Origin of the sequence: Micromonospora sp. NPDC057141 (assembly GCF_042670805.1) — a bacterium.
In the GTDB taxonomy this organism is placed as follows: domain Bacteria; phylum Actinomycetota; class Actinomycetes; order Mycobacteriales; family Micromonosporaceae; genus Micromonospora.
On the sequence record NZ_JBHUVA010000032.1, the window covers coordinates 23368 to 35954 of the forward strand.

The 12587-nt window shown below is 72.9% G+C and carries 5 protein-coding genes; 3 read left to right on the forward strand and 2 right to left on the reverse strand.

Annotated features, from left to right (window positions below; all coding sequences use genetic code 11):
* Window positions 1–79: 79 nt before the first annotated feature.
* Both ACFT41_RS17910 and drmD read right to left on the reverse strand, forming a co-directional pair.
* Window positions 80–4195 (reverse strand): Eco57I restriction-modification methylase domain-containing protein, encoded by a 4116-nt coding sequence (locus ACFT41_RS17910; RefSeq protein WP_377587216.1) that lies wholly within the window; start codon window positions 4193–4195, stop codon window positions 80–82.
* Window positions 4195–7383 (reverse strand): DISARM system SNF2-like helicase DrmD, encoded by a 3189-nt coding sequence (gene drmD, locus ACFT41_RS17915; RefSeq protein WP_377587215.1) that lies wholly within the window; start codon window positions 7381–7383, stop codon window positions 4195–4197. The genes ACFT41_RS17910 and drmD overlap by 1 nt, the downstream gene beginning before the upstream one ends.
* Window positions 7384–7575: 192 nt before the next feature.
* Between drmD and ACFT41_RS17920 the strand changes: the two genes are divergently transcribed.
* The 3 genes from ACFT41_RS17920 to ACFT41_RS17930 all read left to right on the forward strand — a co-directional run bounded on the left by ACFT41_RS17920 (window position 7576) and on the right by ACFT41_RS17930 (window position 12582).
* Window positions 7576–7953: a hypothetical protein gene (locus tag ACFT41_RS17920; RefSeq protein WP_377587214.1), complete on the forward strand. Its 378-nt coding sequence runs from the start codon at window positions 7576–7578 to the stop codon at window positions 7951–7953.
* On the forward strand, window positions 7953–11552 hold the full coding sequence (locus ACFT41_RS17925) for an AAA domain-containing protein (protein ID WP_377587213.1): 3600 nt from the start codon (window positions 7953–7955) through the stop codon (window positions 11550–11552). Before ACFT41_RS17920 ends, ACFT41_RS17925 begins: the two co-directional genes overlap by 1 nt.
* 70 nt (window positions 11553–11622) lie before the next feature.
* The gene (locus tag ACFT41_RS17930; RefSeq protein ID WP_377587212.1) at window positions 11623–12582 is read left to right on the forward strand and encodes a lytic polysaccharide monooxygenase; all 960 of its coding nucleotides are present in this window, start codon (window positions 11623–11625) and stop codon (window positions 12580–12582) included.
* The last annotated feature ends 5 nt before the right edge of the window (window positions 12583–12587 follow it).

Consider the following 12587-nt stretch of genomic DNA (forward strand, 5'->3'; position numbering starts at 1 on the left):
GCTCGCCGTGCCGACCCGCTCGCACGAGCCACACCCGTGGAGTACTCGTAGCCATCGATTGTCCTTACTCTTTATGTGCTCAGAACAGGGCATCGGGCCGGGGGAAGAGGCCGCCATCCAGCGCGGGCCCCAATGAGGGCTGAGCCCCTTCCGTTCGAGAGCGCGTTGTGCCCCTCGCCTGCTTCCGTGGCTGGCGGCGGGTGGTGGCCTGTTGGGGCTTCTCCTGCGCGTGGCGCTGGTGGTTGAGTTCGAGCAGCAGGTCCAGCACGTCGACCTGGGCGGTCGGGTCGATGGTGAAGCGGGTGCCCTGCCGGGTCCGGTGGAAACCGTGTCCCAGCGTGAGGTTGAACCCGTACGCCTCGGCCACCGCCTCATCGATCTCGACGTGGATATCTCGCAGGCGCTGGATGTCAGCGTTGGCCACCTGCTCGTCGTGGACTCTGTTGTAGAGCTTTGTCAGCCCCAGATCCCGCCCCAGCATCACCGACCGCCGGTACGAGTCCAACTCCGCCCCGACCCGCGCCATCCGCTCGGTCGGCTCGGGCATCGGGAAGGTCTCGAACCCATCGGACGGCGTATAGCGAGGGTCAGACCTGAGGCTCGATTCGCCCTTGGTCGTCCACCACGAGAAGTGAAGGTTGCTGGAGAGGGAGGCGAGGTCTTCCGCCCGGTCGGTGGCGAACACGCCAAGTGCGTGCGAGAAGACCTGTCCAGTCGGGACGAAGACGGGCATACCGGTCTTGCTCACCAGGGCAATGACAAGCACGCGATCGAGCCCTTCGATTGCCTGCTCCCGGGCTGGGCCACGCTCGGCGAATCTCCACCAACGATCACGGTATAAGGGGCGGTTGCTTTTGGCGCGTTGAGGCTTAACGTGTTGCTCGACTATCGCGAAGCAATCCTTATATTGCCGCGACCTTTCTTCCGGCCAGTCGTGGAAGTTGATTACCCGCCGCCTGGCTGAGCAGTCGGGGCGGGAGTTCAGGTCCTCGCCATTCAGATAGGGAAAGAGAACATCTTGGTTCCGTGGGTCCTTGGCGAGGAGCGCCTGAGCCTCCTCGGGCTCCAGCACGAATCCCATGCCGAGCACGACTGCCCCTTGGAAGCAGCGATTCGCATTCGCGGCGAGGCGGTACGGGTTGCCGGTGACCCGCGAGCGGGCGTCCAGCGACGAGGTGATGCCTCGCACCGGTTGTCCGTCGAGGATGGGCTTCTCGCCGTCGGCGGCGTGGCCGACCCAGAGCAGGGAGACCTCCAGCGATGCCGTGCCCGGCCAGGGCTGGGACTTGTTCGCCCGGTAGACCGTCCAGCCCATGTCCACCGCCTGGTCGAGGCCGACCTCCCGGGTGTCGCCCTGGGCGATCGTGTTGGTCGCGATGATGCCGACCCGACCCTTGCCCGTGACGCTCAGGTTGCGCAGCAGGAAGTAGGAACACAGGTCGGCGTTGCCGGGCTTGTCGCGGGCGATCCGCTGCTTGAGGTACTCCCGCACGTCGATGCCGAGCGCACCGCTGACCCGCTTGCCGCCGACGAAGGGCGGGTTGCCGATGACGGCGTCGAAGCCGGCGCGGTTGACCACCTCGGGGAACTCCAGCGGCCAGTGCAGCGGCCGGATCGGCTCCGGCCGGGAGCCGCGCAGCCAGTCGGCGACGGTGATCCCGATCCGCTGCTCCAGTTCCGCGTCGTACGGCCCGTCGAGCAGGCGGTGAACGTCGTCGCTGATGCTGAGCAGGCGGCCGTCGTACTTCGTCTCCGGGGCGTCGGTGTCGTCCTCCGGGTCCCACGGGCGGCGCTGGGGGCGGACGGCGGTGGAGAGGGCCGCGCCGACCACCGCGTCGGCGGCCAACCGCAGGCCCCGGCCCAGATGCTCGACCTCGGTGAGCTTGGCGTCCTTGTCGGCGGCGTCCCGGGTGTCCTCGACCACCGTCGCGCCGATCGAGTCTCGCAGGGCGGTCATCTCGTTGACGGTCCGGTGCAGCCGGCCGACCAGGTCGCCGAAGAGGCGGCTGTGCTGGAAGCGGCCGACCTCCGGGTCGAGGTGGAAGGCGGTGAGCTGGTCGAGGGAGGTGAGCCCGACCAGCGAGTCGCCGCAGCGCAGCGCGTGATCGAGGAAGCCGAACGGCTTGCCCTTGGCCAGGGTGACCAGCCACAACGAGAGCTTCGCCAGCTCCACGGCCATGTCGTCGCGGTCCACCCCGTAGAGGCAGCGGGCGGCGACGAGGCGGCGGGCGGCGAGCAGCAGGTCCTCCTGGTCCGGGTTGCCGTTGGCCAGGTCGGACAGTTCGGCGGGCAGGCCGTCGCGTTGCCAGGCCCGCACCACCACCTCGGCGAGATAGCGGCAGGCCGCCACCAGGAACGCGCCGGAGCCCATCGCCGGGTCGAGCACCTTCAGCCGCAGCAGCTCGTCGGCCGTCTTGGCCCGCCACACGCCCTCGTCGGTGACGCCCTGGGCCGGGCCGGGGGAGAAGCAGAGCGGCGCGAGGGTGTGCCGAACGACCTCCTCGGCCAGCTCCCGGGGCGTGTAGTGGGTGCCGGTGTTGCGCCGGTCGCCGAACTGGGTGAACAGCACCGAACCGGCGGGGAAGACCGTGGGCAGGTCGCGCAGATCGACGCGGAGCAGCCCCCAGTACGGGCGTACCCGATCGGTCAGGTCGGCGTCGTTGTCGCAGGCCGCGTGCAGCGCGGCGAGCTGGTGCGGCGCGGGCGTCGCGGCCCTGGCCCTCTCCACCTGCCGGACGGTGAGGTCGCAGCGCGCGACCAGCCAGACCCGCAGCTCCGCCTCGCCCTGGGCCGCCGCTGCCTCCAGCTCGGCCAGCGGCAGCTCCGGCTCGCGCTTGCCGATCAGCCCGACGTGCGGCTCCCGCACCCGGGCGCAGGAGAACTCGAGCAGGCCCTCGTAGACGTGGCCGAGCTGCTCGACGCCGAGGCTGGAGTAGCTGAGCTGCTCGGCGGCCCTGCCCCGGTGCCGCAGCACCAGCAGGGCGTCCAGCATCTCGTGCACCACCCGGTCGGTGACCGCCGCGTCGACCAGCCAGGGGAACCGTCGGGGGTCGAACAACGAACCGCCGTGGGCGGGGATGCGCAGGTCGGGGTGCTCGCAGCCGCCGTGGACGGCGGCGAAGAGGGCGAGCAGCCGGGGCCAGGCGGCGGTGCGCCGGTCGCCGATCTCGTTGCTGTGCATGTCAAACGCCGTGCGGAGCTGGCCGTGCAGGGTGGACGCCGCGTACGCCTGCGCGTAGAGCGGGTCGGCCACCGGCAGCAGCCGCTGCTCCTCGGCGTAGAGCAGGAAGACCAGGCGCATCAGCACGGTCAGCGCGCCCCGGTAGATCTCCCGGTCGCTGACCTTGCCGAGCAGTTGCCCCTCGGACTCCCGGTCCAGCCGGGCCAGCTCGCCGACGAAGAGTTCCACCGCCCGGCGGACCTGGTCGCCCAGGGTGGTGGTGATCTGGGTGAGCGCCTCCGCGCTGCGCGCGAACAGCCCGGCGAGGCTGGCCGACGGGCGTCCGTCGGCACCGGTCGGCGGGATGAGCACCCGGGGCGCGGCGAGCAGCGTCGCGAAGGCGCGCAGCAGCGCCGGCTCCTCCAGCCATAGGTCGGCGTCGAAGACACCCGCCCCGGTCGGCTCGCCCCGGCGGGCGTGCACCAGCGCCCAGTGCTGCCCGTTGGTCACCAGCGCCAGCGGCACGCCGGTGTCCCGGCACAGCTGGGCGGCCTGTTCGACCGGGGACGGCCGGCCACCCCGGGCGGCGGTGAGCGACGCGTCGAAGGGCAGCCGGTGCACGTGCAGCCGGGCGGCCCGGCCGCCGCCGGGTTGCGGGCCGGACAGCACCGCGTCCGGCCGGAAGCCGCCGCTGTCGGCGACCCCGACCGCGTCGTCGGCACGCGCGCTCGCCGGATAGCCCAGCAGCTCGCCGAGGACCAGCTCGACCCACGCCGGGCCGAGCAGGTCCGGGGCGTCCTGCACCTCCGCCCAGCCCCGGCGGATCCGGTCCCGCATGTCGTTCGGCACGGTGTCCAGCCCGTGCGGCAGCGCCTCGACGAGCACCGGCACCGTCAGGAACGGGCCCTCCGGGCGCAGCAGGCCCAGCCACTCGGCGTGCTGCTCGTCGATCTTCTGCGCGGGGGGCCGGGGCGCGCGGCGACCCGCGCCGGCACGGCCGGACGGGCCTCGGGACTGGCGGGGGGCGGCGGGCATCAGCGGGCACCTCGGGCCAGGGACGCGGGGACCAGGAAGGTGACGGCAGCCGGGAACCAGCGGGCCGTCGGGTCGGCGTAGCGGCGGCGCAGCGCGTCGCTCTCCCGCTCGCGCTGCGCCGGGATGTCGCGCAACCGGGCGTGCAGCGCGTCCCGGTCGGCGTGCAACTGCTCGCGCTCGACGGTGAACAGGGTCGGCTGCTCCCAGTGCGGCTCGTCGGCGAGCTTGCTGCGGATCGAGGTCTCCAGCTCGGTCAGGACCGCGCCGATCGCGGTGACCTCCTCCTCACAGCGCCGGGCGAGCAGCCCGTGCAGGCTGCGGGCGCGCTGGTCGGCGCGGGTGCCGAGGGCGCGGCCCAGCGGCCCGGCCAGCGTCGGCCACAGCTCGGTCAGGCTCTGCCGGACCTGCTCGGCGGGGACCTGGTCGGTCGCGGCGGACAGCAGGGCCTCCAGCTCCTCCTGGCGGGCCCGGGTGAGTTTCCCGCCCTCGATCGGGCCGCCGGCGGTGACGATCTCCTCGTGCAGCCGGGTGCCCTCCGCGCCGGTGACCACCACCCGGCCGTGCGCGACGAGCGCCGGAGAGCGCAGCAGGTCACCGGGCACCACCCGGGCGGTGACCCGGCTGAGCTTCGCGCCGCCGGACCCGGCCTCGCCCCGGGCCTGGGCCCACAGCTCCGCCCGCAGCAGGCGCAGGCACATCTGCACCAACTGGTGCCCGAGGTGCAGCAGCACCACGTCGGTGCGCCCCGCCGCCGCGTCCGGGTCGAAGGTGATCGGCCGTTCCCGGCCGGTGACCGGGTGCAGCAACCCGTCGTTGCGGGCGGTGGCCCACGCGCCGGGCAGCTCGGGCAGCCGGAACCAGGGGCCCGACGCGTCCGCCGGGGTCGGCGCGTCGATCAGGTCCCGGCGGTGGGCCAGGCGCAACCCCGTGCGGACCACCCGTTCCACGGTGGCCGGGGTGAGGTTCAGCTCCGCCCGGCTGCCCTTCAGCGTCTCGGTGAGCCGGTGCAGGTCGCGGGCCAGGTCACGTTCCACCCGCAGCCGGGCGCGGCTCGCCCGCCGGTCGATCTCGACGTCGGTGACCTGCCAGTCGGTCCGCCTGCCGGTCATCTTCTGCTCGACCTGGGTGGCGATCACCTCGCCCGCGCTGCCCAGGTCGGTGCGGATCGCCTCGACCTTCTCCACCGCCAGCCGCAGGAACGCCAGCTCGTCCTCCAGCGAACCGGTGGTGTAGTCGACGTGCTGCCAACCGGCGGGCACGAAGTGCAGCACCTCCACCCGGGCGGCGCGCTGGCCGTGCCGGTCGATCCGGCCGTTGCGTTGCTCAAGGCGGTTGGGATTCCACGGGATCTCCCAGTGCAGCAGCCGATGGCAGTGCCGTTGCAGGTTGATGCCCTCGCTGGCGGCGTCGGTGGCGAGCAGGACGCGGACGTCGTCGAGGTCGGGATGTTCCGTGAAGACGTTCTTGACGTGCTCACGCTCGTCCGGATCCTGGCCGCCGTAGAGCAGGGCGATCCGTTCCGGCGGGTAGCCGGCACTGAGCAGCCGCTCGTGCAGCCAGCGCTGGGTGTCGCGGTACTCGGTGAAGATGATCACCCGCTCGCGCTGCCACTCGCCGTCGGGCCGCACGATCGGGTCCAGCCAGCGGTGCAACGCGGCGAGCTTGGCGTCCGGCCGGTCCTGCGCCGAGCGGGCCCAGGTGCGCAGCTCGCCGAGGAGCGCCCGTTCCTCGGCCGACAGCGGGGCCGCATAGTGTCGGACGGCGGTCAGGGCGTCCGCCTCGGCGCTGCCGTAGGCGGCATCGTCCTCGGCCGTCTCGGCCAGCCGGTCGATCACCGGTTGCAGCACCTTCTCGCCGGCCAGCCGTTCCGCCCCGCGCGCCGGCCCACCGGAGGCGGCGTGCTCCCGGGCGGTCATCGTCGCCAGGTGGGTCTCGACGGTCTCGGCGAACGCCTTCGGCGACGAGAAGAGCCGCCGTTTGAGCAGGGTGGTGACGAAGTCGGCGGCGATCTCGCCGGCCCGACCGTCGGCGTTCGCCCGGCGGCTCGCCGCGTAGCGGTCGAGCAACTCGTGGGCGTGCCGCTCGGCAGCCGGGTAGTCGACCTCCAGATAGCCCAGATGACGTGCCGGGAAGCGGGGAGAGCCGTCCCACCTGGGCGGCAGCTCGCTCTTGAGCCGCCGCACCATCACCCGGGCCAACTGCTCGTCGGTCGGCTTGACGCCCCGGGCGAACCGCTGGTCGTCGAGGAGCTCCAGCAGCGCGGTGAACGACTCGGTGAAACCGTTGTGCGGGGTGGCGGAGAGGAAGAGCCGGTGCTCGCAGTGCGGGGCGAGGGCGCGGATCGCTTTCGTGCGGTGCGAATCCACCGCGTACCGCCCCCGGCCGGACGGCGCGCAGGTGTGCACCTCGTCCACCACCAGCAGGTCGAAGGCGCGCGGATAGCGCGGCGTCGCGGGCAGCACCTCGCGCAGCAGCCGCAGCGGCCGGTCCCGCTTCAGCCAGTCCACGCTGACGATCAACCGGGGGTAGTGCGTCCACGGGTTGGTGTAGAGGCCCCGGGTGCGGCGCAACTCCCGCAGCAGGGCCGCGTCGACGATCCGGAAGTCGAGGCCGAACTTGTCGCGCATCTCGTCGCGCCACTGCCGGGTCAGCCCGGCCGGGCACACGATCATCATCGTGCGGGCCCGGTGCCGCAGCATCAGCTCCTGCATCACCAGCCCGGCCTCGATGGTCTTGCCGAGGCCCACGTCGTCGGCGATGAGCAGGTTCGTCCGTGGCATCGACAGCGCCCGGACCACCGGGTCGAGCTGGTAGTCCTCGATCTCGATGCCGGAGCGGAACGGCGCCTGAAGGGCCGTCCGGTCGGCCGAGGCGATGGCGCCCCAGCGCACGGCGTCCAGGAACGCGTCCAACTGCCCGGGGTCGTCGAACCCGTGCCGAGGGTCCGGCAGCGTCGCGCTGTCGTGCACCCGTCGGCCCGGTTCCAACTCCCAGACCACCCGCAGCTCCTCGTCGCGGGCGTCGTCCTCGATGCTGACCAGGGTGGCCAGGTGCGGGGCCTGACCGGTGAACACGTGCGGATCACCGCTGGTCACGTCGCTGCGGACCACGTCGGCGACGACCCAGCGCCGATTGCGTACGGTGACGAGCTGGCCCGGTGCCGGGGCGGTGTCGGTCGCCACGGTCATCCGGCTCGAACCATTGATGTGCTCCTTCTCCGCAGACGGCAGACGTGAAGGTTAGTACGGAGTTCCACACTGGATCTACCCGAGATCCACAAAGGAGCCAATGACGGACCTTCGATCGGAAAACCGACAGACGTGATCCCGACGCGGCCCTTCTTCCGTAGGTTGGTCGGCACCGCTCAGCCAGGAGGTTGGATGTCCCACGTCCGCATCCGGATCGACTTCACCCCGCTCGACGACGACGAGTTCGTCCTCGGCGAGCTGACCGACGAACTGGCGGACGACCTCCGCGAGGTCGGGGAGGTGGAGCGCGTCGAGCAGCCCGTGACCGACCCGAACGCCAAGGGCGTCGCGGAGCTGGCGCTCGGCGTGGTGACCGTGCTGGCGGGCGCGGACCCCGGCTACGTGCAGGCGCTGGTCGACGTGGTCCTGGCCTTCCTTCAGCGCCACACCGGCCGCCGGGTGCACCTGCGGGTGGGCGACATCGAGCTGACCATCGACCGGCCCACCCACCGGCAGACCGACGAACTGGTCGCCACGGTGCGGGCGGCGATCGAGCGGGCCCGCCCCTGATGGGTCGGCACGCCCTGCTGCTCGGCACGGCCACCTGCCACGCCGACCGCGAACTCGCGTCCCTTCCCTCCGTACGCCAGGACGTCGCGCAGCTCAAGGCGCTGCTCGACGGTGCCGGCGAGTTCGACAGCGTACGCGCGGCACTGGACCTGCCGGCGGCGCACCTGCGTCAGGTCGTCGAGGAGTTCTACGGCGCGCGCCGCACGGGCGACCTGGCGCTGCTCTACTACTCAGGCCACGGGGTGCTGCACGGCGACGGGCAGTCGCTGTTCCTGGCGGCGACCGACACGGTCGGCGGGCAGTTGCACGCGACCGCGTTCGACACCGACGGCATGCTGCGTCACCTGCTCAACGACACCAAGGCCAGCCAGAAGGTCGTCCTGCTCGACTGCTGCTTCTCCGGCGCGTTCACGGCCCGCAACCGGTTCCGAGGTGGGGTGCGCGAGGAGCCGCGCCGCCTCAAGCGTCAGCGTGGCACCTTCATCCTGACCTCCAGCACCCATCAGAAGGCGTCGAAGGCGCAGGGCCCGGACCGGCCGTCGGTCTTTACCGAGGTGCTCCTCGACGGTCTGCGGGGTGCGGCCGAGGGGCCGTCCGACGACGGGTGGATCACCACCAACGATCTTTCCCGGTACGTGCCGACCGAGATGGCCCGTCGCCGCCAGCACAAGACGGTCGAGTCGAGTGAGGGTGTCACCGAGCCGATCCGGCTGGCGACCGCGCCGGGTTCCGCCGCCGAGGCGACGCGTGCCACCGCCGTCACGGCGAGCCCGGCTGACGAGGCGGCGTTCGACGCGGACCAGTGGCGTCGTCTGGTGACCTACTACGTCAACTGCATGCAGCGGTCGACCGTGTTGCAGTCGTTCATCGACCCCCGGTCGACCCATGCGTACGTCGCGGCTCCGCCCGGGTGCGAGGCCGTCTTCACCTCGGAGACGCCCGTCCAACTGGGCGGTGCGGCGGCCAGACTCGCCGCGCGGGCCCGCGCCGACGGCAGGGAGCTGCAATACGGCTACCCGGTCGCCGCCGTGCGGCCGGCCCGACAGAAGGCGATCCGGTTCGCGCCGCTCCTGGTCTGCGAGGTGACCGTCGGCGCGGACGACGTCCTGCACGCCTCCTTCCCGCCGCGCCCCAGCGCCGCCCTCGTCGACCTGTTCCAGCTCTCCGAGGTGGAAAGCGACGAGCTGCTGCAACGCGTCGAGCAGGCGTTCGTGCCGGGCGACCCGGACTCCCTCACCGCCACCGTCGACCTGCTGGTGAAGACGTTCGGGCTGAGCCCGGTGACGGAGCTGGACCCGGCGGCGCTCGGCGGCACCATCCGGCAGGGAGCGGTCAACGGGGTGCAGAATGCCGCGGTCCTCTACACCGTCGATGCCGCCGACTCACCACAGCGGCAGCTCGTCGACGACCTGCGAGGCATGATCAAGAACCCGAAGCTCATCGAGGGGACGGCGCTGGGTGCGCTGGCGCTCCGCCCCGACGAGGTCGCGGCGAGCCCGGACGGGTCCGGCTCGACGCCCGTGGTGACGGTGGCGATGAGCGCGGCGAACGAGGCACAGGAGGAGATCATCCAGGCGGCGATGACGCGGCCGTTGACGGTGGCCCAGGGGCCACCGGGCACCGGCAAGAGTCAACTCGTCACCGCACTGCTGGCCACCGCCACCGCCGCCGGCCAGAGCGTGCTGATCGGCTCCACCAGCAATCAGGCCGTCGACTCGGTGCTCGACCGGGTGACCGACCTGATCGGCCCGGGCCTGCTGCTGCGTACGGGCAACAAGGAACACCGGATGCAGGAGCCGAAGCACCTCGCCGACATCCTGGCCGCCTATCCGTCGGCGGAGCGACCCACCTCGGCGGACGACCGGACCCCGCTGCACGAGCTGCGGCTGCTGGCCGAGGAAGCCGCCGGCCTCCGAGCGGCGCTGGACGAGCGGCGGCTGCTCGAACGCGACCTCGCCGACCTGGCCGCCGAACGTGCCGGTGCCCCTGGCCCGGACGGGGTCATGCTGCCGGCCGACGACACGGAACTGGCGCACCTCGTCCACCTGACCGATCGGGCGCTCGCCAGCCGGTGGTTCGGCTGGTGGTACCGGTGGCGGCTGCGGTCGTACCAGGTCGCAGACCGGGACGATGTCGCGGCGCTCGCCGAGCGGGCGGTGATCGAGCTGCGCTGGCGGGAACGCCTGATTCGCCTCGCCGCCTTGCCCGACGCCGAAGCCTCCTGGCGGCGGCTCGTCGACCTGATCGGCACCGAACGCCCCACCCTCAGCATCGACCTGCTGCGGGCGCAGATCGCCCGCCGGGTGGCCGCCGGAGCGCGGGTGCTCCAGGACCGGGCCGACGAGATGGCCAAGCCGATGTCGGACAGCTGGTCCTACTTCCCGGAGCTGCTGCGGGTGCTGCCGGGCTGGGCGGTGACCGCGCTCTCCGCCCGACGCCTGAAGAGAAGCCCCGCCCTGTACGACCTCGTCGTGATCGACGAGGCGGCGCAGTGCACCGTTCCCGCGATCCTGCCGATGCTCTACCGGGCGAAGCGGGCCCTGCTCATCGGCGATCCGCGTCAGCTCGCACCGGTCGTGGACCTGCCCGAGGGCGACGACATTGCCGAGCGGGCCCGAGCCGACCTGAGCACCGGCTGGTTGGCCGCCCGCCGGCTGACCTACACGGCTCATTCCGCGTACGACGCGTTCGCCGCGGCGGCGGGCGCGACGCAGCTGCTCGACGAGCACTACCGGTGTCACCCGGACATCGTGGACGTGCCGAACCGGGAGGTCTACCAGGGCCGGCTCGCCGTGCTGACCGACCCGGCCCGGCTGGCCGCCCCGGCCGATCCGGCGGTGCGCTGGTGTGACGTGCCCGGCAGGTTCAGCCCGGGGACGACCGGGTCCGGGTTCAACCCGGTCGAGACCGATGCGGTCGTCGCCGAGGTGGCGGGCCTGCGGGCGGCGTACCCCGATGCCTCGATCGGGGTGGTCACGCCGCTCGCCGCGCACCAGCGTCGCCTGGCGGCGGCCCTGCGCGCCGCCGGTCTCACCGAGAATCTGCTCTGCGCGACGATCCACAAGTTCCAGGGCAGCGAACGGGACATCATGGTCGTCTCGCCGGTCGGTGCGCACGGCGTCCCGGACCGCACCCGGGGCTGGCTGGCGCACCAGACCAACCTGTGGAACGTCGCCATCACCCGGGCCCGGTCCCAGCTCGTCGTGGTCGGTGACCGGTCGTGGTGGTCGGGCCAGCGGGGCCTGCTGACCGCCCTGGCGCTGGCCGGTGGCCCCGGCGATGCTCAGCCGGACGCCGTGAACGCGCCGGCGGACCGACTGCACCGTGCCCTTCGGAGCGCCGGGCTCACGGTGCGGCGGGACGTTTCCGTGGCGGGGCAGCCCGTCGACCTCGTGGTGCGGCGCGAGGACGCCGAGCTGGCCGTGGTGGTCGACGATCCGGCCGGCGATCCGGACGGCCGGGGGCTGCGCAAGGTGCTCGCCCGGCTCGACGTCACCGGAGGCTCCACCCCGGTGCGTCGGGTGCCCGCGTGGCGCTGCCTGGCCGAGCCGGAGCAGGTGGCGGCGGAGTTGGCCGACGAACTGCGCCGGTCGGCGTGAGAGCAGAACCACGCCGCCCGTCGAACCTTTGCCGCCCCGCGTCCGTACCACTGCGCGGGAGGTCGACACCATGGCCGTACGCCGCATGTTCGCCGCCGTCGCGGTCGCCGCCGCGACCGTGGCGCTCGCCGCGCCCCCGGCGTACGCCCACGGGGCCCCGACCGACCCGCTGAGCCGCGCCGCCGCGTGCCGGCCCGGCGGCCCCCACGCCGCGACCGCCGCCTGCCGGGCGGCCGTGTCGGCGGGCGCGGCGGTCCGCGAGTGGGACAACATCCGGGTGGCCCGCATCGACGGGCGGGACCGGCAACGCATCCCCGACGGTGAGCTGTGCAGCGGCGGGCTGTCGGCATACCGGGGGCTGGACCTGGCGCGCTCCGACTGGCCGGCGACCGAGCTGGCGGCGGGCGCGCGGTTCACCTTCCGCTACCGCACGACGATCCCGCACCGGGGCACGTTCCGGCTCTACTCGACGGTCGACGACTACGACGCGAAGCGGCGGCTGACCTGGGTGGACCTGGAGGTCGAGCCGTTCCTCACGGCGACCGACCCGCCGATCCGCGACGGGGCGTACCAGATGACGGGGCGGCTGCCGGCGGGCCGCAGCGGGCGGCACCTCATCTACACGATCTGGCAGAACTCCGACACCCAGGACACGTACTACTCCTGCTCCGACGTCATCTACCGCGGAGCTGCGGGCGCTCGCGGTGGCCCGGCGGCGGAGAAGCCGGCGACGACCGCCGCCGCATCGGCGAAGGAGGCGGAGCCGGCGGACGCCCCCGGGGTGCTGGCCGCCGACGCGGGGACGCTGGGCGCGGCCTCCGGCGAGACCGTCGGGGGCGCGCCCGGGGTGCCGGTGGCGTCGGTGAGCCGGCTCGGCCCGGGCGGGTGGCCGGTCGCGGCCGGCGCGGCGGTGACGCTGGTCGTGCTGCTGGCCGCCCTGGTCGTACGCCTGCGCCGGCCCGCCGCCCCGCCACCCGGCCGGCCGTGTGGGATCCGCAACCACCGCGCCGGCCGCCGCCGGGTCTGGTGACGTTG

Bases quoted from the DNA above. Each gene is read 5' to 3' on its own strand.
- ACFT41_RS17910 (WP_377587216.1), bottom strand. From the start codon at position 4,195: ATGCCCGCCGCCCCCCGCCAGTCCCGAGGCCCGTCCGGCCGTGCCGGC.
- drmD (WP_377587215.1), bottom strand. From the start codon at position 7,383: ATGACCGTGGCGACCGACACCGCCCCGGCACCGGGCCAGCTCGTCACC.
- ACFT41_RS17920 (WP_377587214.1), top strand. From the start codon at position 7,576: ATGTCCCACGTCCGCATCCGGATCGACTTCACCCCGCTCGACGACGAC.
- ACFT41_RS17925 (WP_377587213.1), top strand. From the start codon at position 7,953: ATGGGTCGGCACGCCCTGCTGCTCGGCACGGCCACCTGCCACGCCGAC.
- ACFT41_RS17930 (WP_377587212.1), top strand. From the start codon at position 11,623: ATGGCCGTACGCCGCATGTTCGCCGCCGTCGCGGTCGCCGCCGCGACC.